This is a genomic window from Nocardiopsis eucommiae (assembly GCF_965344335.1).
Taxonomy (GTDB): Bacteria; Actinomycetota; Actinomycetes; order Streptosporangiales; family Streptosporangiaceae; genus Nocardiopsis; species Nocardiopsis eucommiae.
In genome coordinates, this window is record NZ_CBDRIY010000024.1 from 1 (window position 1) to 23,798 (window position 23,798).

General features: G+C 72.1%; 23 protein-coding genes. 13 read left to right on the forward strand and 10 right to left on the reverse strand.

Translation table 11 applies throughout. From position 1 onward, the window contains the following. The first annotated feature begins 94 nt into the window (after positions 1 to 94). A complete protein-coding gene (locus tag ACRWK8_RS16455; protein ID WP_431871313.1) occupies positions 95 to 403 on the forward strand; it encodes a type II toxin-antitoxin system prevent-host-death family antitoxin in 309 nt (102 codons plus the stop codon). Further along, complete coding sequence (locus tag ACRWK8_RS16460; protein ID WP_378737121.1) at positions 400 to 669, forward strand: type II toxin-antitoxin system RelE family toxin; 270 nt, start codon at positions 400 to 402, stop codon at positions 667 to 669. The genes ACRWK8_RS16455 and ACRWK8_RS16460 overlap by 4 nt, the downstream gene beginning before the upstream one ends. 281 nt (positions 670 to 950) lie before the next feature. Here the strand turns inward: ACRWK8_RS16460 and ACRWK8_RS16465 are convergent, their stop codons facing one another. The 6 genes from ACRWK8_RS16465 to ACRWK8_RS16490 form a co-directional block, all read right to left on the reverse strand. Beyond that, complete coding sequence (locus ACRWK8_RS16465; protein ID WP_431871316.1) at positions 951 to 1,448, reverse strand: DUF3558 family protein; 498 nt, start codon at positions 1,446 to 1,448, stop codon at positions 951 to 953. Positions 1,449 to 1,543: 95 nt separating this feature from the next. After that, the gene (locus ACRWK8_RS16470; RefSeq protein WP_431871318.1) at positions 1,544 to 1,972 is read right to left on the reverse strand and encodes a hypothetical protein; all 429 of its coding nucleotides are present in this window, start codon (positions 1,970 to 1,972) and stop codon (positions 1,544 to 1,546) included. A 39-nt stretch (positions 1,973 to 2,011) separates the two neighbouring features. Further along, positions 2,012 to 5,062 (reverse strand): AAA family ATPase, encoded by a 3,051-nt coding sequence (locus tag ACRWK8_RS16475; protein WP_431871320.1) that lies wholly within the window; start codon positions 5,060 to 5,062, stop codon positions 2,012 to 2,014. Then, positions 5,063 to 6,220 carry an exonuclease SbcCD subunit D gene (locus ACRWK8_RS16480; RefSeq protein ID WP_431871322.1) on the reverse strand — a complete coding sequence of 386 codons (1,158 nt, stop codon included), beginning with the start codon at positions 6,218 to 6,220 and terminating at the stop codon, positions 5,063 to 5,065. A 75-nt stretch (positions 6,221 to 6,295) separates the two neighbouring features. Further along, complete coding sequence (locus ACRWK8_RS16485) at positions 6,296 to 6,955, reverse strand: O-methyltransferase (RefSeq protein ID WP_352387876.1); 660 nt, start codon at positions 6,953 to 6,955, stop codon at positions 6,296 to 6,298. Positions 6,956 to 7,037: 82 nt separating this feature from the next. After that, positions 7,038 to 7,751 carry a metal-dependent hydrolase gene (locus ACRWK8_RS16490; protein ID WP_352387874.1) on the reverse strand — a complete coding sequence of 238 codons (714 nt, stop codon included), beginning with the start codon at positions 7,749 to 7,751 and terminating at the stop codon, positions 7,038 to 7,040. 236 nt (positions 7,752 to 7,987) lie between these two features. On the opposite strand from ACRWK8_RS16490, the gene ACRWK8_RS16495 reads away from it, so the two are divergent. From ACRWK8_RS16495 to egtD, 10 genes are all read left to right on the forward strand, one after another. Then, positions 7,988 to 9,823: an ABC transporter substrate-binding protein gene (locus ACRWK8_RS16495; protein WP_431871325.1), complete on the forward strand. Its 1,836-nt coding sequence runs from the start codon at positions 7,988 to 7,990 to the stop codon at positions 9,821 to 9,823. Next, positions 9,820 to 10,890, forward strand: a complete 1,071-nt coding sequence (locus tag ACRWK8_RS16500; protein ID WP_378737108.1) for an ABC transporter permease — start codon at positions 9,820 to 9,822, stop codon at positions 10,888 to 10,890. Before ACRWK8_RS16495 ends, ACRWK8_RS16500 begins: the two co-directional genes overlap by 4 nt. Then, entirely contained in the window at positions 10,887 to 11,864 is a 978-nt protein-coding gene (locus tag ACRWK8_RS16505) for an ABC transporter permease (protein ID WP_378737106.1), read from the forward strand. Before ACRWK8_RS16500 ends, ACRWK8_RS16505 begins: the two co-directional genes overlap by 4 nt. Further along, a complete protein-coding gene (locus ACRWK8_RS16510; protein ID WP_431871327.1) occupies positions 11,861 to 12,940 on the forward strand; it encodes an ABC transporter ATP-binding protein in 1,080 nt (359 codons plus the stop codon). Before ACRWK8_RS16505 ends, ACRWK8_RS16510 begins: the two co-directional genes overlap by 4 nt. Further along, a complete protein-coding gene (locus tag ACRWK8_RS16515; protein ID WP_431871329.1) occupies positions 12,937 to 14,034 on the forward strand; it encodes an ABC transporter ATP-binding protein in 1,098 nt (365 codons plus the stop codon). Before ACRWK8_RS16510 ends, ACRWK8_RS16515 begins: the two co-directional genes overlap by 4 nt. A gap of 327 nt (positions 14,035 to 14,361) precedes the next feature. Next, positions 14,362 to 15,288: an arylamine N-acetyltransferase family protein gene (locus ACRWK8_RS16520; protein ID WP_431871331.1), complete on the forward strand. Its 927-nt coding sequence runs from the start codon at positions 14,362 to 14,364 to the stop codon at positions 15,286 to 15,288. A 213-nt stretch (positions 15,289 to 15,501) separates the two neighbouring features. After that, the gene (gene egtA, locus ACRWK8_RS16525) at positions 15,502 to 16,803 is read left to right on the forward strand and encodes an ergothioneine biosynthesis glutamate--cysteine ligase EgtA (RefSeq protein WP_431871397.1); all 1,302 of its coding nucleotides are present in this window, start codon (positions 15,502 to 15,504) and stop codon (positions 16,801 to 16,803) included. Further along, positions 16,800 to 18,143, forward strand: a complete 1,344-nt coding sequence (egtB, locus tag ACRWK8_RS16530) for an ergothioneine biosynthesis protein EgtB (protein WP_431871333.1) — start codon at positions 16,800 to 16,802, stop codon at positions 18,141 to 18,143. Before egtA ends, egtB begins: the two co-directional genes overlap by 4 nt. Further along, positions 18,143 to 18,877, forward strand: coding sequence for an ergothioneine biosynthesis protein EgtC (egtC, locus tag ACRWK8_RS16535; protein ID WP_378737096.1), 735 nt, complete (start codon positions 18,143 to 18,145; stop codon positions 18,875 to 18,877). The genes egtB and egtC overlap by 1 nt, the downstream gene beginning before the upstream one ends. Before the next feature lie 66 nt (positions 18,878 to 18,943). Then, positions 18,944 to 19,915, forward strand: coding sequence for an L-histidine N(alpha)-methyltransferase (egtD, locus tag ACRWK8_RS16540; RefSeq protein WP_431871336.1), 972 nt, complete (start codon positions 18,944 to 18,946; stop codon positions 19,913 to 19,915). Positions 19,916 to 19,917: 2 nt separating this feature from the next. Here egtD and ACRWK8_RS16545 read toward each other — a convergent pair whose 3' ends face one another. Then, positions 19,918 to 20,619, reverse strand: coding sequence for a VIT1/CCC1 transporter family protein (locus ACRWK8_RS16545; protein WP_378737092.1), 702 nt, complete (start codon positions 20,617 to 20,619; stop codon positions 19,918 to 19,920). Positions 20,620 to 20,688: 69 nt separating this feature from the next. Between ACRWK8_RS16545 and dapB the strand changes: the two genes are divergently transcribed. After that, positions 20,689 to 21,432 (forward strand): 4-hydroxy-tetrahydrodipicolinate reductase, encoded by a 744-nt coding sequence (dapB, locus tag ACRWK8_RS16550; RefSeq protein ID WP_378737090.1) that lies wholly within the window; start codon positions 20,689 to 20,691, stop codon positions 21,430 to 21,432. 150 nt (positions 21,433 to 21,582) lie between these two features. Here dapB and ACRWK8_RS16555 read toward each other — a convergent pair whose 3' ends face one another. The 3 genes from ACRWK8_RS16555 to ACRWK8_RS16565 all read right to left on the reverse strand — a co-directional run bounded on the left by ACRWK8_RS16555 (position 21,583) and on the right by ACRWK8_RS16565 (position 23,714). After that, a complete protein-coding gene (locus tag ACRWK8_RS16555; RefSeq protein ID WP_431871339.1) occupies positions 21,583 to 22,263 on the reverse strand; it encodes a class I SAM-dependent DNA methyltransferase in 681 nt (226 codons plus the stop codon). Positions 22,264 to 22,331: 68 nt separating this feature from the next. Next, the gene (locus ACRWK8_RS16560) at positions 22,332 to 22,823 is read right to left on the reverse strand and encodes an NUDIX domain-containing protein (RefSeq protein WP_431871341.1); all 492 of its coding nucleotides are present in this window, start codon (positions 22,821 to 22,823) and stop codon (positions 22,332 to 22,334) included. Between the two features lie 18 nt (positions 22,824 to 22,841). Further along, on the reverse strand, positions 22,842 to 23,714 hold the full coding sequence (locus ACRWK8_RS16565) for a 1,4-dihydroxy-2-naphthoate polyprenyltransferase (protein WP_431871343.1): 873 nt from the start codon (positions 23,712 to 23,714) through the stop codon (positions 22,842 to 22,844). Positions 23,715 to 23,798 lie beyond the last annotated feature (84 nt).

The following is a 23,798-nucleotide window of genomic DNA, read 5'->3' on the forward strand; positions in this document are numbered from 1 at the left end:
TGGCCTGGTGCCCGCGCCAGGCCACGGGGGTGCGTGGAATCACGCCAAGAGCACCAACTACGCCATGTTGGCGTCATAGGGCATGATGGGATGCATGAGTACCGACACCAGTGATGCGCACGAGCTGTCCGTGACCCAGGCCCGCGACCACTTCTCCGAGCGAGTCAACCGCGCGGTCTACGGGGGCGAGATCACATTCGTCACCCGGGGCCGCCGCCACCAGCGGGCCGCGGCGATCGTGCCGGCCGACATGGTCGAGCACTACGAGGAGCTGTTGGACGAACGAGACGCTCGGATCGCTGCCGAACGACTGGCCGATATCGAGGCAGGGCGGTCCACGACCGTGCCCTTCGACGAGGTCATGCGCCGGATCGGTCTGAGCGCGGAAGAGCTGGGGCAGTGAGCGGGATCTACACGGTTTCCTTCGCTGAACAGGCGTACAAACAGCTCGACAAGCTTGACAAGCCGGTGCGGTTGCGGATCGCTCGCAAGGTGCAGGAGCTGACGGTTGATCCCCGCCCCGCTGGGAGTATCCCGCTCAAAGGCGAGCCCGATCTCTGGCGGGTCCGAGTGGGCGACTACCGAATCGTGTACGCGATCCGTGATGGGGAGCTGCTCGTGCTCGTGTTGAGCGTGGCGCACCGTCGTGAGGTCTACCGCGACCTGTGACCGAGTCTGCCCCCGAAGTTCTCCCTGGCCGGAGAACACGTCATGGCCGTGGACACCACGGAGCCACGGGTGTCGCCCCACAGACCGTGGGCCCGTCGTCCCCCTCGCGTGCTTCGGTAACTCATGCTGGGAAGGCCGCGCTGGTCGACTTGATGAAGGGCCCATCCCCGCGTGCGCGGGGCCTACGCTTCACGACCTGCGGAAACGTGGGCCGTTATCTCCGCTTGACCTTTGGTTCGATCCACTCCTGGGCACAGGATGACAGATTCCGGGTCGCGGCATCAGCTCTCCTGGGCGTTGGCGATCGCGGCACTTGCCACCCCAACAGCCACCTCGCATGCCTCGTCGGCACTGACCTGTACGTAGAACGAGTGCTCATCGGAGACAGCCACGGTGAGGTCACAGGAGTCCGGGAACTCCAGGGTCACGCCCGGGTACCCCTCCACGCTGACGAACTCCTCGTCCTCAGCCCCGGAAAAGCCCGCAGAGACGGTGGACTCGACGGCGTCCCTCTCCTCGTGGACCTCCACTCGTAGGTCCACGCTGGCATCGACCCGGTTCGTGTAGAAGCAGTTCGCGTTGGACTGGGGGCTGCCCTCGCCCTCCTCGTCCAGGATCCCCAGATCGACGGCGGCGGCATCGGGGACCAGAGCACACGGGTGCGTGCCGGTGGGATCCAGCGCGCTGACCTCGAACTGCCGGATGGAGTCGCGCTCCTCCAGCTCCACAGCGCACCCGGTGAGCAGGAGCGCCGCCACCACGGCGGTCCGTGCACGCATACGCCGCTCCGTTCGCAGGGTGCCGGGACCCGGAAGGGCCCCGGCACGAAGCTACAGAGCGGCGTCTCGGAAGTGGCGCGCGTGGCCGGAAACGGTCAGACGACGAAGGCGGTCACGCCCGTGACGAGCAGACCCACACCCAGGCAGATCACCAGTCCGCCGAGCAGCACCGAGGCCGACGGGCGCAGCTCGCCCAGCCCGGTGCGCCCGCTGACCATGGCCTGACGGCGCGCCAGAACGGGCAGGAGGGCGACGTTGACCGCGTACATCACGGCGGCCACGACGCTCGCGGAGGCGAAACCCACCCAGAACCCACCGCCGCCGGACATCACGTTGAACGCGGCCAGCGACGGAAGCAACACCAGGAGCAGCACCGACGCCGCACCGAAGGCGGTGAGCAACCGGGGCGAGGACCCGCGCGCGCTCCCTGAGACCACGAGGAGAAGACCGATCAGGGCCGCCACCATGATGGCGCCCCCGATTCCGAACACGGCGATGTTGACCAGCGAATTCACGCTGGTCATTGTCGCACCGCCCGGCACCGTCCCCAACCCGGGGTGCGCTCAGCCGTGGTGCTCCAGCCTGGAGCCACCGGCGGCCTTCACCACACGGAGACGGGTCGTGACGCGTTGGCGGAGGTCCGCGACGTGGCTCACCACCCCGACGGCACGGCCGCCGTCGCGGAGCCGGTCCAGCACGTCCAGGACCTCCTCCAGGGTGTCCTCGTCCAGCGTCCCGAAACCCTCGTCCACGAACAGGGTGTCGATCTCCGTGCCGCCCGCCTCGGCGGTGGCCACGTCACCCAGCCCCAGCGCCAGGGCCAGGGAGCTGAAGAAGGTCTCCCCGCCGGAGAGCGTCGCCGGGTCGCGTTCCACCCCCGTCCAGGCGTCGACCACGCGCATGCCCAGGCCCCCGGCGGAGCGGGCTCTGCCGTCGCCCGCCGCCTTGTCCACCGTGTACCGCAGCTCGTACCTGCCGTCCGACATGGTCAGCAGCCGGTGGTTGGCCGCCTCCACCACCTGTTCCAGACGGGCCGCCAGCACGTAGGCGGACAGCCGGACGCTGTCGGTGTTGTCCGGTGAGGTCCCCGCCGCGAGGGTGCTCAGCCCCTGGGCCACCGCGTAGCGGCGCAGGACGGGCTCCGAACCGGACAGCTGTCCGTCGAGCTCCACGCGCAGATCCGCCAGACGGCGGGCCCGCTCGGACAGCATCCCCTGCCAGGCCACTGCCTGGTCCGCCGCGCGGTCGGCGGTCCGGGCGGACTCCTCCAGGGCCGTGGGGTCCGGTGCGGGGGCGAGTTCGGCGGCGGTCAGCTCCGGGTCCGCCAGGCGGGCCTCGACCGCGGCCCACTGGTCGTCGAAGTCGCGGGCCCGGGCCCTGAGGTCGGTGCGGCCGCGCTCGTCCAGGGCGGCCGCCACCACCTCGGCCTCGTCCTCGAAGCGCGCCTCGGTCAGGGAGCGTCCGGCCTCGGTGACGGCGGTGCGCAGCTCCTCGGCGGCCCGGCCGCGCAGTTCGACGGCGTCCGCCGCGTCGCGCAGCACCTCGGCCTCGCCGCGCAGTCGGGCGATCCGCTCGGCCAGCCCGGCGTCCTCGCCGCGCGCCCGGTCCAGCAGCGCGGTCAGCCGCTCGTGCTCCCTCGCCCCCTCCTCGCGGCGGGCGGTCAGTTCGCTCTCCTCACGGACCAGCTCGCCCTCGCGTTGGCGGGCTCGCTCCAGGTCCGCCGTGGCCTGGGCCAGCTCCTCCTCCAGGCGGTGCAGCTCGCGGGCGGCGGCGCGGGCCTCGGTGAGCTCCTGCTCGCGGGCGGCCACCTCCTCGGCGGCGGCCTCCACGGTGCGGCCCTCGGCCCGCTCGGCGGCGGCCGTGTGCCGTTCCCGGAGCGCCACCAGGGTGTTCTCCGCCTCGGTGCGCCGGGCGGCGGCGGTGTCCGCCGCCTGCTGGGCGGCCCGCTCCTCCTCGGCCGAGACCAGCCCCCTCGCGCTCGGTGCGGCGGGGGAGGGGTGCTCGGTGGACCCGCACACCGCGCAGGGCGCGCCGTCGGCCAGGTCGGCGGCGAGTTCGGCGGCCATGTGCGCGATCCGCCGCTCGCGCAGGTCCTGGGACCGGTCGCGGGCGGTCTGGGCGGTGTCGACCGCGCGCCGCCGCTCCTCCTCGGCCCGCTCGACCTCCCCACCCAGGCGCCGGTGCTCCTGCGCGGCCGAGCGACGCCGTTCGGCCAGGTCGAGGGCGGCCTTCGCGGGGTCGGTGAGTCCGGACTGCTCCTGGGCCCGGCGCAGCTCCTCGGTGATCGTCCCGACCCGGGCGGGCAGCGCCGTCACCCGTTCACGGGCCCGGTCCGCCTCGGTGCGCACGGCCGCGATCCGCCGGTCGAGCGCGGCGAGGTCGCGGTGCAGGGAACGACGGCGTTCGGCGTCCCCGCGCAGGTGGTCCAGGCGGGCGAGCTCGTCGTGGCGCGACCTCTCGGCGGAGCGCAGCGTCGCGGGGAGGTCGGGGTGGTCCCCCTGCTCCGCGTGTCCGGTGGCGTCGATGTCCGTCAGTGCGGCGGCGTCGACGTGCGTCAGCCCGGCGGCGTCCACGTCCGCGAGGCCGCTGACCAGGGCCAGGCGGTCGGTGACGGCCAGCTCGGCCTTGTCCAGTTCGGCTCGGCGGTGGTCGCGGGCGCGCAGGGACGGCAGCACCGTGTCGGCCCGCTCGGCGGCGGCCAGACGGGTGTCGATCCCGGTCCGCCACGCGCGCCGCTCGGCCAGCTGGGCGCGGCGCTCCCGGGCGGCGGCCAGCCGTTCCCTGCGGGAGAGCAGTTCACGCCCCGTGGCCAGCGCCTCCCTGGCCCGGTCCCGGGCCCGCGTGAACTCGGCGGTGACCTCCTCGGCGTCGCGGGCGGTGGCGGCCTGCACCGAGGCCAGTTCGGCGGCCCAGGCCGTGAGCTCCTCCGGGGCCTGCGGGGCCGTGGACCCGCCGACCTCCGCGATCCTTCCGGAGACCGCCCGCACGCGTTCGTCGGCGGCGCGTACCTCGCGCTCCAGCTTCCGGGCGTGCCCGCCGAACCACTCCTCCACGTCCCGGAACACCCGGGTGTTGAAGATGCGCTCCAGGGACTTGCGCCGGTCGTCGGACTTGGCCCGCAGGAACCGGGCGAAGTCGCCCTGGGGCAGCATGACGATCTGGCAGAACTGGGTGATGGTGAGCCCGACCAGGTCGCCCACGAACTGCCCGGCCTCGTCCGGGCGGGTCGTCACGCCCTCCCAGCGGTCGCCCCGCCAGTCGAACACGCGGACCTTCTGGTTCTCCGTGAGGGTGCCGCTTCCGCGCTTCTTGGGCCGCTCCCACCGCGGGTTGCGCTCGATCCGCACGCGGCGTCCCCGGACGGTGAACTCCAGGCTGACCTCGGGCCGGACGCCGGGTGCGGCGTGGTCGCTCCTGGGGGAGCGGTCCTTGCCGCGCGCACCGGGGACGTCGCCGTAGAGGGCGAAGCAGACCGCGTCCAGAACAGAGGTCTTGCCCGCGCCCGTGGGCCCGTGGATGAGGAACAGCCCGCCCCCGCCGAGCCGGTCGAAGTCGACCGTCTCGGTTCCGGCGAAGGGCCCGAAGGCGGTCATCGTGAGGGTGTGCAGCCGCATCTAGCGAGTCCCTTCCTGGACGCGGACCTCTTCGACGGCGCGGTCCACCAGCGCGCGTTCCTCCGGGGTCGCGGCGCTGCCCCGGGCCCACGCGACGAAGTCCGCGACCACCTCGCGTTCGGGCCGGTCCGCGACGGCCACGGTGACGGGCCGCCGCTCCACGTCGCCGTCGTCGGGGTCGAACTCCAGCATGAGGGTGTGCGGGAAGCGCTCGCGGAGGCGGTCCATGGGCTGGGCGGGACGCCGGGGGTCGGTGAGGGTGACGTGGAGCCAGTGCCCGGTGTGGGGATCCCACCGGTCCTCGGTGAGCAGGTCGTCGAGGCGGCCCCGGACGCGGGAGAGCGGCCGGGGCACCGGGGCGTCGGCGAACTCCGCTCCGGAGAAGCCGTCCGCGTCCAGGTCCACCAGCCAGAACCCCTTGCGGTGGTGCTCCTCGGAGAAGGAGTAGGCGAGCGGGCTGCCCGGGTAGCGCACCGACGGCGTGATGGTCTGGCGGCCGTGCAGGTGGCCCAGGGCCACGTAGTCGACCCCGTCGTAGACCGAGGCGGGCACGTGCGAGGCCCCGCCCACGGAGATGTCGCGCTCGCTGTCGGAGGGCTCCCCGCCGGTGACGAACGCGTGGGAGAGCACCACCGAGCGGGTGCCCGGCCGCTGGGCGAGGTCGGCCCGGACCAGGTCCATCGCGTGGCCGATCGCCGCCGGGTGGCCGCGTTCGGGCAGGTCCCAGTGGTGGCGGGCGATCTCCGGTTCCAGGTAGGGGATGCCGTAGAAGGCCACCGGGCCGTGCTCGTCCTCGATCAGCACGGGGGTGCCGATCCCGTCCAGGGAACTGCGCAGGTGCACCCCGGAGGCGTCGATCAGGCCGGTGGCGAAGGACATCCGGGCCATGGAGTCGTGGTTGCCGCTGATCAGCACCGCCCTGGCCCCGGTCTCCCGGATGCGGCCGAGGGCGCGGTCGAACAGGCGCACGGCGTCGACCGGCGGCAGGGCGCGGTCGTAGAGGTCACCGGCGACCACCACGACGTCGATCCGCTCCGCGTGGATGGTGTCGACGAGGTGGTCGAGGAAGGCGGCCTGGGCCTCGATGAGGTTCTCCCGGTGGAAGGAGCGACCCAGGTGCCAGTCCGAAGTGTGCAGCAGGCGCATGGAACTGGACATTACCCAAGATCACCCCGTCCCCGCCGGGAGAACCGTCCGGCCTGTGGACAACCCGGGCGGACGGAGTCGGGGGGCTCAGAGCCTGCGGGCCAGCGTGAGGCCGTCTCCGATGGGGAGCAGGACCTGTTCGACGCGGTCGTCGGCGACGAGCCTGTCGTTGAAGTCACGGATGCCCTGGACGTGCGGCGCGGTCTGCTCGGGGTCCACCACCCGGCCGTGGGACAGGGTGTTGTCGGCCAACAGCAGCCCGCCGGGGCGCGTGCGGGGGACCAGTTCCTCCCAGTAGTCCACGTAGCCGGTCTTGTCCGCGTCCAGGAAGGCCAGGTCGAACTGGGGTTCCCTCGGCAGGGCGCGCAGCGAGTCCAGCGCCGGGCCGATCCGCAGGGTGATCTTCTGTGAGACCCCGGCCCGCTCCCAGTACCTCCGGGCCACCGACGTCCACTCCTCGCTGATGTCCAGCGCGAGCAGGGTGCCGTCCGCGGGCAGGCCGCGGGCGAAGCAGATCGAGGAGTATCCGGTGAAGGTGCCGATCTCCACCGCGTTCCGCGCCCCCGACAGCTGGGTGAGGAGCGTGGAGAAGGCGCCCTGTTCGGGACCGATCTGCATCCCCTGGGACTCGGGGAACAGTCGGGCGGTCTCCTCGGCCAGGTCCGACAGGACCGGGTCCACCGGCTGGCTGTGGGCGACGACGTAGGCGTGCAGTTCGGGGCTGATGCCCTCTGTGGTTCGAGTCACGCCGCCAGCCTAGGAGGCCCCACCGCTCCGGCCAAGCGTCCCGCGCTCGGAGCGGCCGGTGCGGAACGACGCGCGTCCGCCCCTAGTGGTCGGGGAGCAGGGTGGGCCAGTCGAACAGGTACACGGAGCCGATGATGACGCCGATGGTGAGCAGCGGGGTGACCACCTTCTGCTCCACCGGGCCGTTGGTGACGAAGCCCTTGCCCTGGCCGATGCGCTTCTTCCAGAACGGCCAGAAGATCGGCACGCCCATCTTGGTGATCATGTCCCCGAAGAAGTGCAGGACGATGCCGAAGGCCACCGCCAGGCCCAGCCACGTGTAGTTCACGCCCACCGAGAACAGGGTGAGGGTGATCGCCGCCGTTCCCAGCGCGTTGATGATCCCCGAGGCCGTCCGGTTCTTGTCCATGCCGAAACCCAGCCCCTGGAGAGCGATTCCGACCAGCAGGAACACGAAGATCTGCACGGCCAGTTCCGACCACAGGGCCAGGGCCTGCACCAGCACGCCCATGAGGATCGCGAAGAAGAACGAGTGGGTCCCCATCCGGTGCCCCCCGAAGGCCCAGTTGAGAATGTCGCTCAGGATCTCGGTGGCCTTGCCGTAGGTCTTGGTCACCGTCGCGCTCTTGTGGTCCACGTCCGGCAGCAGGGCCGCGCCCGCGCACACCAGGGAACCGGCGATGATCTCACCGGGGCCCAGGTCGAAGCTGAGTCCAAGGAATTCCGTGCCCTGGACCAGCGGTACGACCGCCATCCAGCCGACCACGCCACTGAGTGCGTGCGAGTGCCCCATCATGGCGGGAACCGTAGCGGAGTCTGCCAATCGTCGCGAATCAGAGACCGGTTTCGGACAGGGAACAAAAGCCACTTCATCCTCAGGAAACACGAACGCTCCTGACACAGGAGTCGAATGTGTTGCGATATCCCGCCTCACCTCGAAGATCGTTGACGCTCGTCGTGACGAGTTGGTAGACAACCAACAACCCCCAGGTGGCAATGCCACCAACCCCACGAAACCTGACAGGGGCCGTTATGAAAACCCACCATCCTCCCTCCGGCACCCTTCTCCGGCGGACGGCGGCGTCCGGCAGCGCGCTCCTTCTCCTCGGAGGACTCACGGTGGCCCCCGCGGCCGCCGACGAGGCGAGCGGCACCACCCTCACCGTCGCCATCGCCCAGCAGGTGGACTCCTTCAACCCCTTCACCGCGCAGCTCGCGGTCACCACGAACATCCTCCGGCACGTCTACGACAGCCTCACCACCGTGGACCCGGAGACCGGAGAGCCCGCCCCCTCCCTCGCGGAGACATGGGAGACCTCCGACGACGGCCTCACCTGGACCTTCAACCTCCGTGACGACGCCCTCTTCAGCGACGGCGAGCAGCTCACCTCCGACGACGTGGCGTGGACGTTCACCACGATGATGGAGAACGAGGCCGCCGCCGTCGCCAACGGCAACTACGTCTCCGGGTTCGACACCGTCACCGCCGAGGACGACACGACCGTCGTCATCGAGCTGGACGAACCGCAGGCGACCATGGAGTCCCTGCGCGTGCCGATCGTCCCCAGACACGTCTGGGAACCGATCATCGAGGAACAGGGCGAGGCCTTCGCCGACTACACCGGCGACGACCTCCCCACGGTCGGCACCGGCCCCTTCGTCCTCACCGAGCACGCGCGCGGCGAACACATCCGTCTGGAGGCCAACCCCGACCACTGGCGGGGCGCACCCGGCTTCGACGAGCTCTACTTCCGCTACTACTCGGAGAAGGACGCCGCCGTCGAGGCGCTGCGCAGCGGCGAGGTCTCCTTCGTCTACGAGCTCACCGACGCCCAGATCACCTCCCTGGAGACCCTGGACAACGTCGCCGTCAACATCGCGGACGGCAAGCGGTTCCAGGCCTTCACCATCAACCCCGGCGCCGTCACGCAGGACGGCGAGGAGTTCGGTGACGGGCACCCGGCGCTGGCCGACCGCACCCTGCGCCAGGCCATCGTCATGGGCATCGACAACGAGGAGATCGTCCAGCAGGGCGCCAACGGCCAGGCCGTCGCGGCGGGCGGCTACGTCCCGCCCCGCTACACCGACTTCCACTGGGCGCCCGAGGGAGACGAGGCCATCCTCGACTTCGACCCCGACGCCGCCAACGCGATGCTCGACGAGGCCGGGTACGAGAGGGGCGAGGACGGCGTGCGCGTCTCGCCCGACGGCGACCGGCTCGAACTGCGCATGCACGTCCACGCCGACCGGCCGGACAACGTCCAGGCCGGACAGGTCATCGACGAGCGCCTCGCGGACCTCGGCATCGAGATCGACAACCAGACCGTCGACCCGGGCATCCTGAGCGACGCCCTCTACGACGCCGAGTACGACCTCATCTTCACCGGGTGGACGGTCAACCCCGACCCGGACTACGTGTTCAGCATCCACACCTGTGACGCGCTGCCCACCGAACCCGGCACCATGCAGGGCGACGCCTACTTCTGTGACGAGGAGTACGACGAGCTCTACGCCGCGCAGCTGGCGGAGTACGACCGCGCGGCCCGCGCCGAGATCATCCACCAGCTCCAGGAGGTCCTGTACCGGGAGGCCGTGGTCAACGTCCTGACCTACCCGAACATCATGGAGGCCTACCGGACCGACCACGTCGCCAGCCTCCAGCTGGAGCCCGCCGAGGGCGGGAACATCTGGGGGCAGGACGGCTACTGGGCCTGGTGGTCGGCCGAGCCCGCCGAGGGCGCCGGCAGCGGCGGCTCGGGTGTGTCCACCGGGGCGCTCATCGGCATCGGCGCCGGCGTGCTGGTGCTGGTGGTCGCGGGTGCCTTCGTCTTCTTCCGTCGACGCTCCACCGTGGAGGACCGCGAGTGACCATGACGCCCACCGAGGCGGACGAACCGACCGGGGCGGGGACCACCGACGTCCCCGCCCCGGCGGGCCCCACGGGGCTCGGCCGCGTGGCCCCCGTGGCCACCTACGTGCTCGGCCGCCTGACCACCGCCGTGGTCTCCCTGTTCGCCGTGATCGTCGCCGGGTTCTTCCTCTTCAGGATCCTGCCCGGCGACCCCGTCCGCGCCATGACCGAGGGCCGAGAGGTCTCCGCCGAACAGCGCGAGGAACTGCGCCGCCAGTTCGGCCTCGACCAGCCCCTCTGGCAGCAGTTCCTCGACTACGCCGCCGGACTGCTCCGGCTGGACCTGGGGATCTCCTTCCAGTACCGGGAACCCGTGGTCGACCTCATCCTCGAACGCCTGGGCCCGACGATCCTGCTCGCCGGGACCGGCACGGTCATCGCGGCGCTGCTCGGGCTGTTCCTCGGCGCCCGCGCCGGGTGGCGGCCGGGCGGACGCGGGGACCGGATCAACACGGCGGTGGCACTGTTCTTCTGGTCGGTGCCCACGTTCTGGCTCGGCCTGCTGCTGATCGTGCTGCTCGCCTCGGGGCGCGGGTTCATGCCCGGTCTGTTCCCGACCGGCGGCATGGTCTCGCCCAGCGCCACCGGACCGCTGGAGACCGCGCTGAGCACCGCCCGGCACATGGTGCTGCCGGTCGTGACCATGGTCGCGGTGATCTACGCGCAGTACCTCATGATCATGCGCTCCTCGCTGATGGACGAGAAGGGCGCCGACTACCTGGTCACCGCCCGCGCCAAGGGGCTGCGCGACGCGCTGGTGCGCCGCAGGCACGCCGTGCCCAACGCGCTGCTGCCCACAGTGACGCTCATCTTCCTCAACCTCGGGCAGGTCGTCTCCGGGGTCATCCTCGTGGAGACGGTCTTCTCCTGGCCCGGCCTCGGCCAGCTCTTCTACTCCGGCCTGCGCGTACCCGACCTCGGCCTCGTCCAGGGGCTGTTCGTGGTGTTCGCGGCCTCGGTGATCCTCATGAACCTCCTGGCCGACCTGGTGTATCCGCTGCTCGACCCGAGGGTGCGCCCATGAACACACCCACCGGACCCGCCACGGCCGGACCGTCGGCGGACGGCACGCCGCCGGTCCCGACGCTCTCCGCGAGCGCCCTGGCCCGCAGGCGCCGCCGCGAGGCCCTGGTCGGCTTCGCCCGCGAGTACGCGCGCAACCGGGCCGGGCTCCTCGGCCTGGGCCTGCTCCTCACCATCGGCGTGCTCGCCGTGACGGCCCCGCTGTTCATCGACCAGACCCACCTGACCATCACCGGAGCGCCCGGCGCCTCCCACGAACCGCCGAGCTGGCGGTTCCCCCTGGGAACCGACAACTTCGGCCGCTCCATCCTCGACCTCGTGATCTGGGGCGCGCGGGTCTCGCTGACGGTCGGCCTGCTGGCCACGTTCGTCTCGGTCACCCTCGGCACCCTCGTGGGCGTCACCGCCGGGCACTTCGGCTCGTCCGGCGGCGTCGGCGGCCGGATCGTGTCCACGGTGCTCATGCGCGTCACCGACTGGTTCCTGGTCCTGCCCACCCTGGTCCTCGCCGTGGCGCTGGCCGCCGTCCTGCCGCGCGGCACCGGCACCATCATCATCGCGATCGGCCTCACCGTCTGGCCGCCCACCGCACGCCTGGTGCGCGCGCAGACCCTGGCCGTGGAGGCCCGACCGTTCGTGGAGCGCGCCCGCGCCCTCGGCGGCGGCCACGCGCACGTGATGGGCTGGCACGTGCTGCCCAACGTCATGCCGGTGGTGCTCGCCCAGACCACGCTGCTGGTCGCCACCTCGATCATCGCGGAGTCCACCCTGGCCTTCCTCGGCATGGGCGACCCCACCACCATCTCCTGGGGCGGGATCCTGGAGGCGGCCCGCACCGCCGGGGCGATCAGCGCCGGGATCTGGTGGTACATCGTCCCGCCAGGCCTGGCCATCGCCGTGGTCGCGCTCTCCTTCACCCTGTGCGGGCGCGCGGTCGAGTCCGTCATCAACCCACGGCTCCGGGGGCAGAGTTGACCAGCCTTCTCGACGTCAGCGACCTGCGCGTCACCTACTCCGGCAGCGGCGGGGACGTCCCCGCCGTACGCGGCGTGAGCCTGTCCCTGAACCCCGGCGACACCCTCGGGGTGGCGGGGGAGTCCGGCAGCGGGAAGTCCACGGTGGCCCTGGCTCTGCTGCGGCTGCTGCCCGCGAGCGCGAAGGTCACCGGAAGCATCCTGCTGGAGGGCGAGGACGTCCTGCAGATGAAGTGGGGCCGTCTGCGCGCCGTGCGCTGGGTGGGCGCCTCGGTGGTCTTCCAGGGCGCCATGCACTCGCTCAACCCGGTGAAGCGGATCGGTGAGCAGATCGCGGAGCCGCTGCTCATCCACGAACTGGTCCGACCGGCCCGGGTGGACGCGCGGGTGTCCGAGCTCCTCGAACAGGTGGGGCTGCCCGCCTCCCGCCGACGCGACTACCCCCACCAGCTGTCCGGCGGCCAGCGCCAGCGGGTCATGATCGCGATGGCGCTGGCCTGCGAGCCGCGCCTGATCATCGCGGACGAGGCGACCACCGCCCTGGACGTGATGATCCAGGCGCAGATCCTCGGCCTGCTGGAACGGCTGGTGGACGAGACCGGGATCGGCATGCTGATGATCAGCCACGACCTGTCCGTCCTCGCCGCGACCTGCGACCGGGTCGCGGTCATGTACGCGGGGCGGATCGTCGAGCAGGGGCCCGCGCGCGAGGTCGTGCACGCCCCGGCGCACCCCTACGCGAGCGCGCTCAGCGCGGCCTTCCCCAAGATCGGTGACCCGGCCTCGCGCCTGGCCCCCCGGGGACTGCCGGGCGACCCGCCCGATCCCTCGGACCCGCCCTCGGGCTGTGTGTTCCGGCCGCGCTGCGCCGTCGCGGAGACGGTGTGCGCCACCGTCGACCCGCCGCTGTGGCCGGTCCGCCCCGACCGCGACGGCCACACCGACCGGCACGCGGCCTGCGTGCACGTGGGGCACGGGCCGGGCCTGCCGGACCGGAGCGGGGCCCCGGGGGACGGCGGCGCACGCGGTTCCCACGACACGAGCGGTTCCCACGACACCGAGGAGACGAGCCGTTGAGCGCCGACACCGACTCACGACAGCCCTCCTCCCTCTCCGTTCCGAGGGAGGACACCGGACCGATCCTGCGCGCCGACGACGTGCGGGTGGCCTTCGCCGCAGGGGCCGCCCCGGGCGGTGGCCGGGGGACCGCCCGTGCGGTCGACGGCGTCAACCTCGACGTGGCGGCGGGGGAGATCGTCGCCCTGGTGGGGGAGTCCGGCTGCGGCAAGACCACCCTGGCCCGGGCCCTGCTCGGGCTGGAGCGTCCCACCGGCGGCCGCGTCCTGTTCGAGGGCGCCCCGCTGGGCTACCGCTCGCGCGACCTGCGTGCCTACCGGCGCCGCGTCCAGCTCGTGCAGCAGGACCCGATGGGCTCGCTCAACCCCCGCCGCACCGTCTACGAGTCCGTCGTGGAGGGCCTGCGCATCCACGAGGGCACGACCGCGGACGAGACCGAACGGGTCTCCCGGGCCCTGTCCCAGGCCGGGCTGCGCCCGCCCGAGCGGTTCTTCACCCGTTACCCCCACGAGCTCTCCGGCGGCCAGCGGCAGCGCGTGGTGATTGCCGGGGCGCTGGTCCTGGACCCCGAGGTGCTGGTGGCTGACGAACCGGTGGCGTCCCTGGACGCGTCGGTGCGCGGCGAGATCCTGCGGCTGCTGCTGGAGCTGCGCGACGAACTGGGCCTGTCCGCACTGGTGGCCACGCACGACCTCGGGCTGGCGTGGAACATCGCGGACCGGGTCGCCGTGATGTACCTGGGGCGCGTGGTGGAGCTCGGCACCGTGGAGGAGGTCCTGTCCGCGCCCGCCCACCCGTACACGCGGGCGCTGCTGTCGGTCCTGCCCGACGCCGGGGCCGAGGAGGAACCGGTGGTGCTCTCCGGAGAGCCGCCGGACCCCAAGCAGGTGCCCGCGGGCTGCCGGTTCCATCCGCGCTGTCCCGTGCTGGTCTCGGGGGAGGCCGAGCGGGCCGGGGTGGCCCACCTGTGCACCACCGTGGACCCGGCGGTGCTGGGCGGCGGCGCCGAGCGGCGGGTGGCCTGCCACTGGGCGGCCGAGGACGAGACCGGGCGCCTGCGCGCGGACGGTCCGCCCGGTCCCGTCACCGTGTAGGGGAGCCCTGGCCGACGCCCGGTCACGGTACGCGTGCTCCTCGGTGGCCGAGGGGGAGGGTGTCGGCCCGGGGCCGCGCGCGCAGTACGTGGGGCCCTGGGAGACAGGAGTGTCCCGAGTGGACAGGGGCGTGAGCGCTGCGCGTGGGTGCAGTGACGGTGCCAGTGCGGTTCGCTGTCTCGCCCTGGGGTCGCGTGTGTGCCTCCGGGAGAGGTCGGGAGGGGCGTGTGCGCGGGTGGCCAGAGGGCCGCGTGTGTCCGCGCGGTGTGGGGGAGGCGGGCGTGCGGGTGCCGGAACAGCTCCGGAGCGGGTGCCGTTAGCCAGGACATGGGGACCAACGAGCAGCATGGGCGACCCGTACCCGCGACGCCGCCGGGTCCGCCGCCGGTACCCGAACCGGCCCTCACCGACCGTGACTTCTGGCACGGCGCGGCCCTCGACCTGGACGCCTATCTGGCGCGCCTGGGCCTGTCCGGGTCACCGCCACCCACCCTGGACACCCTCACCGCTGTGCACCGCGCCCACCTGGCGGCCATCCCCTTCGAGAACCTCCAGCTGCTCCTGGGACGCCCGGTCCCGCTGGACGTCCCCTCGCTGACGGACAAGATGGTCCACCACCGCCGGGGAGGCTACTGCTACGAGCAGAACCTGCTCCTCGCCGCCGCCCTGGACCGGCTCGGGTTCACCCTGACCGCCTTCACCGCCCGGGTGCTGCTGGGCGGGGACGGCCGCCCCCGGCCCTCCACCCACGCCCTCCTACGGGTGCGGGTGAAGGGAGAGCCCTGGTTGGCCGACGTCGGCTTCGGCGGCGGTGGCCTCGTGGAACCCCTCCGTTTCGCGGACGGCCAGCAGGTCTCGCAGGGCGGCTGGAACCTGCGGCTGGACCGGGTGTCGGAGATCGGTGACGAAGAGTGGCTGTTGCGCGGCTTCGAGGGTCGGCAGTGGCGGAACCTGTACTCCTTCGCCGCCTCGGGGGTGCTCCCCCAGGACTACGCGGTGTTCAGCCACTACCTCACCACCCACCCGCGGTCACCCTTCCGCCACCGACTGATGGTCGCGCGGACGGTCGGCGGGACCCGGTACGCGCTCGACGACACGACCCTGTCCGTCGAGCGGGTCGACGGCACCGGCGAGGTGCGGGAGTTGGCTCTGGGGGAGGTGGGAACGGTGTTGCGCGAGGTGTTTGACATCGCCCTTGACCAGGAGGAACGCCGGATCATCGAGGCTCGGGTGCGGGAGTTCCTGGACGCCTGACCCGAGCCCGCGCTATGTGATCGTCGTCACGTTAGAGGGCGCCCGCCGGACGGCTCCGTCACGAAGCCCGACGCCAACGGGTGTGTCGTGCACCTGATGACGCACCCGCTGAACGGGCCCGTGCGGCTTGCCACGATTTGGGGTGATCGCACACGTTCGTGACCGTGCGTGTCGGGGCAGGACCTGTGGGGCGCGACCCACAGGGAGCTGCTCATGGCGCACATGACCACGGAAGACGTCCACGACTACATCAACGGTGTCTGCTTCAAGACCGGCCCGCCCGGAAAGGTCGGGGCCGAGACCGAATGGCTCGTCACCGACCCCGAGGACCCCACCGCACCCGTCACCATCGACCGCCTCGCGGAGCTGCTGGAGGCCTGTGGCCCCCCGCCCGCGGGAAGCCGGATCACCTTCGAGCCCGGCGGCCAGATCGAGCTCAGCTCGGCGGCCATGCCCGGCCCGGCGCGCGCCCACGAGGCACTCGCCCGGGACCTCGACCACCTACGCAAGACCCTCGCGGACGACGGACTGCACCTGGCCGAGACCGCACTCGACCCGGTACGGCCGCCCGTCCGCCAGCTCCGCCTGCCCCGCTACACGGCCATGGAACGGTTCTTCGCCAACCGCCGCCAGCCCAGCGGACACACCATGATGTGCAGCACCGCGTCACTCCAGGTCTGCCTGGACACCGGCGCCGACCCCGCCGACGCGGGCGCCCGCTGGGAACTCGCGCACCGGCTCGGTCCCGTCCTGGTGTCGGCCTTCGCCAACTCCGCCGTGTGGCGCGGACGCCCCACCGGCTGGAAGTCCACCCGCTGGGCGATCTGGGCGGCCACCGACGGCACCCGCACCCGCCCGGCCCTGGAGTCCCACACCCACCCGGACCCCGCCACCGCCTGGGCCGAGTACGCCCTCGCCGCCCACCTCCTGGCCGTGTCGGAGGTCCCCGGCGGCGGAGGGGAGTGGACGGCCGACCCCGGCATCACCCTGGCGGACTGGATCGGCGGGCGCGGAGCCCGGCCCATCACGCTGGCCGACCTGGAGTTCCACCTGTCCACGCTCTTCCCGCCCGTACGCCCGCGCGGCTGGTGGGAACTGCGGATGATCGACGCCCTGCCGCTGGACTGGTGGCCGGTCCCGATGGCACTGGCCGCCGCGCTGTTCGACGAGCCCCGCGCCCGCGCCGTCGCGGAGGAGGCCACCGAACGCCTGTGCCGGGGCCGCTTCCCCGACCCCGCGCTGTGGCGGCGCTCGGCCAGCCTGGGACCGGCCGATCCCGAGATCGACGCCTGCACGCGGATCTGCTTCGACGCCGCGGTGGAGGCACTGCCGAGGATGGGCGCCGCCGGGCTCGCCCACCTGGTGGACGCCTACGCGGACCATTACGTCCGACGCGGACGGTGCCCGGCCGACGGCGCGCTCGGGCGACTGGTGCCCGAGCCGCGCGCGGAGACCGGCACCCGGGACGAGGACCACGGCGGCGTCCACGCCGTGCGAGGGGGAGACACGCCATGAGTCGGGAACAGGAACGCGCCAAGGAGCGCATCGCCGCCGAACTGGACCGGAGCAGACGCCGCAGCAACGGGCTGACGCTCGACTCCCTTGACGAGGCGGACCTGCTCGCCCAGCACTCCCCGCTGATGTCCCCGCTGGTCTGGGACCTGGCGCACATCGGCAACTACGAGGAGCAGTGGCTGCTGAGGGCCGCCGGGGGACGTGAGGCGCTGCGCCCCGACATCGACGGCCTGTACGACGCCTTCGAGAACCCCCGGGCCGACCGGGTCGCCCTGCCCCTGCTGCGGCCGGAGGAGGCCCGCGAGTACAACGACCGGGTGCGCAGGGAGGTCCTGGACACCCTCGACGCGGCGGACCTGGAGACGGTCCCCGTACCCCGGAGCCCGGGGGAGCGGTCCCTGCTGGAGGCCGGGTTCGTCTTCCACATGGTGATCCAGCACGAGCACATGCACGACGAGACCATGCTCGCCACCCACCAGCTCCGCCGGGGCGCCCCCGTGCTGCTGGAGGAGGAGAGCGCGCCACCGGAGCCGAGCCCGCCACCGGCCGAGGAGGTCCTGGTCCCCGCGGGGCCCTTCACCATGGGCACCGACGACGACCCCTGGTCCTACGACAACGAGCGCTCCGCACACACAGTGGACCTGGACGCCTACTGGATCGACACCGACCCGGTCACCAACCGCGCCTACCTGCGGTTCGTCGAGGACGGCGGCTACCAGGACCCGCGCTGGTGGTCCGACGAGGGCTGGGAGTGGAAGCGGCGCCGCGACGCCGTGGCCCCCGCCTTCTGGTCGCGGGACGGCGACGGCTGGGTCCGGCGCCGCTTCGGCCGGGTCGAGGAGGTGCCGCCGGACCAGCCCGTCCAGCACGTGTCCTTCCACGAGGCCGAGGCCTACGCCCGGTGGGCGGGCAGGCGACTGCCCACCGAGGCCGAGTGGGAGAAGGCCGCCCGCTTCGACCCCGCCAGCGGACGCTCACGCCGCTTCCCCTGGGGCGACGAGGAGCCCACCGGCGGCCACGCCAACCTCGGCCAGCGGGCGCTCGGCCCGCACCCGGTCGGCAGTCATCCCGAGGGGGACTCACCCCTGGGAGTACGGCACCTGATCGGTGACGTGTGGGAGTGGACCTCCACCACCTTCCACGGCTACCCCGGGTTCTCCGCGTTCCCCTACCGCGAGTACTCGGAGGTCTTCTTCGGCGGCGGGTACAAGGTCCTGCGCGGCGGCTCCTGGGCCACCCACCCCACGGCGGTGCGCTCCACCTTCCGTAACTGGGACCACCCGATCCGACGGCAGATCTTCAGCGGGTTCCGCTGCGCACGCGACGCGGACCGCGCCTGATGTGCCGACACCTCGCCTACCTGGGGCCGCCGCGTACCGTGCACGAACTGCTGTACGCGGCGCCCCACTCGCTGCACGTCCAGTCCTGGGCCCCGCGACAGCAGCGGTACGGGACGGTCAACGCGGACGGCTTCGGCGTCGGCTGGTACCCGGAGGGGGCCGAGACCGCGCCGCTCCGCTACCGGCGCGCCATGCCGATCTGGGGCGACTCCTCCTTCGCGGACGCCGCCCGGTCCATCAGCTCCGGGTGCGTGGTCGCCGCGGTGCGTGACGCCACCGTCGGCTTCGGCTCCGAGGAGTCCGGGGCCCAGCCCTTCCGGGCCGACCGCCTGCTGTTCAGCCACAACGGGGCCGCCCGGGACGACCAGGCGCTCCTGGACGGCCTCGCGGCGCCCTCGCCGCCGGGCGCCCTGGACGCCCGCGCTCCGGTCGACTCCGCGCCGCTGTTCGCGCAGACCCTCCGGGCCTGGCGGACGTCCAGGGACCTCGCCGGGGCGCTGGTCTCGGCGGTGCACCGCGCGCGGGAACTCTCCCAGGGCCGGTACAACCTGCTGGCCAGCGACGGCGAGGTGATCGTCGGGACCACGGCGGGCGACACCCTCTACACCCTGCGCCGTGAGGGGGCCTGGCTGGCCTCCGAGCCCTTCGACGACGGCCGCGGCTGGCGGCAGGTCCCGGAGAACTCCGTGGTCGTGGCCACCCGCGAGCGCACCGACATCCACCCGCTCGGCTGACCCGGTCGCGCACCCCACTGGTTTCACCCCGCCCCGGGTACATCCGTAAGGGACACAGGAGGCACCATGTTCCGGATTGACCGCAACCTGACCGCTGACGAGCTCGACAAGGCGTTGCGCACCGACGTCGCGGAAGGACTCACCGCGCGGCCCAAACAACTGCCGCCCAAGTGGTTCTACGACGAACGCGGCAGCGCGCTCTTCGAGGACATCACGCGGCTTCCGGAGTACTACCCGACCTGGGCCGAGCGCTCCATCCTGGAGACGCGCGCCGACGAGATCGCGGAGGCCGCCGGAGCGGTCGCCCTGATCGAGCTCGGGTCCGGTTCCGGGGTCAAGACCAGGCTGCTCCTGGACGCCATGCGCCGCCACGGAGGCCTTTCCCGGTTCGTGCCCGTGGACGTCAGCGGGGAGTTCCTCGCCGCCTCGGCACGCCCGGTCGCGGACGACTACCCGGGCCTGGACGTACACGCCGTGGTCGGGGACTTCGAGCAGCACCTGGGCCTGTTGCCCGTCAGTGAGGGCGGCCGTCAGCTCCTGGCAGTGCTCGGATCGACCATCGGCAACCAGGAACCCGGACCGCGCGCCTCCTTCCTGCGCGACATCCACAGCGTGCTGCACTCGGGGGACTCCCTGCTGCTCGGCGCCGACCTCGTGAAGGACCCGGCCCGCCTCGTGGCCGCCTACGACGACTCCCAGGGGGTGACCGCCGCGTTCAACCGCAATGTGCTCTCGGTGATCAACCAGCGGCTCGGCGGCGACTTCGACCCCACCGCGTTCGAACACGTCGCGGTGTGGAACGCCGAGTGCGAGTGGATCGAGATGCGCCTGCGGGCCCGCGCTCCGCAGCACGTGCGCGTCGCCGACCTCGACCTGGAGGTGGACTTCTTCGAGGGCGAGGAGATGCGCACGGAGATCTCCGCCAAGTTCCGCCGCGAAGGAATGACCGCCGAACTCGACGCCGCGGGGTTCGACCTCACCCACTGGTGGACCGACGAACCGGGCGACTTCGCCCTCACCCTGGCCACCGTGCGCTGAGCTCAGCCCGCCGCCACGCCGATCAGCGTGCCGACCGTGTACGTCACCAGCATGGCGAACGACCCGCCGAGCACGCACCGCACCGCCGCGCGCATCGGCAGGGCGCCGCCCATCCGCGCGCTGACCGCGCCCAGCAGACCCGTGGCCACCAGCACCGCGACCACCGTCACGGCCAGGCGCCAGGCGTCGGGGCTCAACAGCATGGCCGACAGCGGGATCATCGCGCCCAGCAGGAAGGAGAACATGCTCGCGAAGGCGGCCTGCCACGGATTGGCCCGGTAGCGGTTCAGGCCCAGCTCGACCTCCACGTGGGCGCTCAGCGCGTCGTGGTCGGTGAGCTCCCTGGCGACCTCGCGGGAGAGCCTCTCGCTGAGTCCGCGCTCCCGGTACATCCCGGCCAGCTCCTCCAACTCGCCGTCCGGGTCCTCGGTGAGCTCCCGCCGCTCCCGGGCGATCGCCGCCCGCTCGGTGTCGCGCTGGGTGCTCACCGAGACGTACTCGCCCGCCGCCATCGACAGCGCGCCCGCCAGGGTCCCGGCCACACCCGCGACCAGCAGGGCCTCCCGGTGCGGGGTGGCGCCCGCCACGCCGACCACGAGACCCGCCGTGGAGACGATGCCGTCGTTGGCGCCCAGGACCGCCGCCCGGAGCCCGTTCAACAGCGATCCCAGCCGCCTCTGCGAGTGCTCCGAGTTCGGTTCCATGGGGTCAGAGTGACACGTGTGACGCGCCCCGACCCGTCCCACCACGCCGAACTCCGCTACGCTCGTGCCGTGTTCAAGGTAGGAGTTTTCGGCGCCGATGGGCGCATGGGGTCAGAGGTCGTCAAGGCGGTTCAGGCCGCCGACGACATGGAACTCGTCGCCGGCGTGGACAGCGCCGCCGACCGTGACGCGGTGCTGGGGGCCGACTACGTCGTCGACTTCACGCACCCCGACGTGGTGATGGACAACCTCGCGTGGTTGATCGACCACGGGATCCACGCCGTCGTCGGGACGAGCGGCTTCGACGAGGCCCGCCTGGCGAAGGTGCGCGCCCTCCAGGAGGCCAGGCCGGGGGCGAAGGTGCTCATCGCGCCCAACTTCGGCATCGCCGCCGTCCTGATGATGCACTTCGCGAAGAAGGCCGCGCCCTACTTCGACTCTACGGAGATCATCGAGCTGCACCACCCGAACAAGGCCGACGCCCCGAGCGGTACGGCCTACCGGACCGCCGAGCTGGTGGCCGAGGCCCGCCGTGAGGCCGGGACCCGGCCGATGCCCGACGCGACGACTTCGGAGATCCCCGGGGCCCGTGGCGCGGACGTCGAGGGCGTCCGTGTGCACGCGCTGCGCATCCAGGGCCTCATCGCCCACCAGGAAGTGGTGTTCGGTACCGATGGCGAGACCCTGAAGATCCGCCACGACTCCATGAACCGCACCTCGTTCATGCCGGGTGTCCTTCTCGGTGTCCGCCGGACCGCTGAGCTCCCGGATTCCCTCACCCTGGGCCTGGAGCCGCTGCTCGGCCTGGACTAGTCACCAGACCACCGAGGGGGACCGCCACACGGGTGGTCCCCCTCAGTCATGTTCCATCCCCGCGTGCGCGGGGAGCACCCTTCTCCACCTGGGGACTTACCAGTGGCAAGGGTCGAATTCTCCAACTTCCCGAGAAACGGACATGTCCGGCTAGGCGCCTCGGCGGCAGGTCAGGAAGATCTGCACCTCGGGGTGGGCGCCCTCGGGGTTGTAGGCGACCACGCGCTCGTCCTCGATGATGAGCCCGGCCCTCTCCACCACCTCCCGCAGTTCGTCGCGGGGGTACCCGGACACGCGGATCTCGTTCCCCAGGAAGGAGATGGGCTGGTCGTCCAGGTCGGCCTCGACCATCGACAGGCACACCAGGCCGCCGGGCACCAGGGAGGCCCGCACGCGGCCCAGGGCCTGGGGGATGCGGTCCTTGGGCAGGCAGAGCAGCGAGAAGAAGGCCACGATGGCGTCGTACGAGCACTCCACCGGGTCGAGGTCGACGATGTCGGCCTGACGGAACGTCGCCTCGGGGACGTTCTCGCGGGCGAGCGCGATCATCTGCTCGGAGATCTCGAAGCCGGTCACCCGGGCACCCGAGCTGACCAGCTGGCGGGCGGTGGGCAGGCCGGTTCCCGAGCCGAGGTCGAGCACCTGCGCGCTCGGTGGCAGCAGACTCAGCAGCCTGCGCACGCAGTCCTCCTGGCCTTCCTTGTTGGGGAAGGCCTCGTCGTAGCGGTCTCCGATCGTGTCGAACGCGTTCGCCTGGCGGGCGTTGCGTTCGGCCCAGGCCACCGGGTCGGGGGCGAGCTCGAGGGGATCGGTGGGGTGGTCGCTCGGCACGGTTCTCCAAGGGGGTACGTAGGCGGGGCAGGCATCGTAACCGGACCGGGGTCCGGTGGTGGGTCCGCTCAGGTCCGCGCAGGCAGGACGGCGTGTCCGTCCTCCAGGTAGACCAGGCCGAGCCCCTGGTCGTCCACCGACACCGCCGCCTCCAGGCGTCGGGCCGTCCCGGCGGCGAGGTACTCGGACAGCCGCGAGGGCGGGACCCACTCCCAACCGGACAGTTCGTCGGGCTGGAGACGGAAGTCGGTGTGCGGGACCTCCACACGGAACAGCCACTGGTACGCGGCCGTGCGGGGTGGTCGGGACGGCACCCAGTCGATGACGAGCGGGGCCAGCACACGGGCGGTCACACCCAGCTCCTCGGCGATCTCACGGCGGCAGGCGGCCACGGGGGACTCGTCGGCCTCCATGATCCCGCCGGGGATGCCCCAGGGCCGCTCCGGGTCGTACACGCGCCGCACCAGGAGCACGTCGCCCGAGGTCGAACGGATGAGTCCGCCCGCCGCACCCCGGGTCGCGGGCAGGTTCGCGAAGAAGTCGTCGTCGCTCTGATCCACCCGACGACCCTAACCCGCCTAGCCCAGGGCGAGCGCCACCGAGAACAGCACGCCGAAGGCCATCTGGAGTTTCCCGGTCTCACCCAGCCCCAGGACCAGGTCGCGGCCGACCTGCCCGCCGAGCACCCGGCGCAGCGGGGGCACCGCCAGCGGCGCGGCCAGCAGGACCAGCGGCACCCACCACGACACCGTGGTCAGCACCAGGGCGACCAGGAACGACGCCACGATCATGCCCGCGTAGAGGCGCCGGGTGCCGGTCTCGCCCAGGCGGACGGCCAGGGTGATCTTCCCGGTCTCCCGGTCCGTGGGGATGTCCCGCAGGTTGTTGATCACCAGCACCGCGCAGGAGAGCAGACCGACCGGCACCGAGGCCACCCAGGCCTGCCAGGGCAGCGACTCCATCTGCACGAACACCGTGCCCACCACGGCCACCACGCCGAAGAACACGAACACCGAGACCTCGCCCAGGCCCCGGTAGCCGTACGGGGTGTTCCCACCGGTGTAGTACCAGGCGGCGGCGATCGCGGCGGCGCCGATCAGCAGCAGCCACCACGAACTGGTCGCCACCAGGACCAGGCCGACGACACCGGCGAAGGCGAAGCTCCCCAGCGCGGCGGCCAGCACCTGCCTGGGCGCCGCCAGCCCGCTCGCGGTCAACCGTGTGGGCCCGGTGCGTTCCTCGGTGTCGGTGCCCTTGACCCCGTCGCTGTAGTCGTTGGCGAAGTTCACGCCCACCTGGAGCGCCATGGACACCACCAGGGCGAGCAGCGCCTTCCACCACACGAACCCGTCCAGGGAGAAGGCGAGCGCGGTACCCACCGCCACCGGGACGATCGAGTTCGGAAGCGTGCGGGGGCGCAGCCCCGAGACCCATTCACTGACCGTGGCCACGCGCCGGTCCTCCAGATTCGAGACGGTGGCGCGCCGTGGGGCGCGCCGGACAACTACCCAACGGTAGTGCCTGGCCGACGCGCC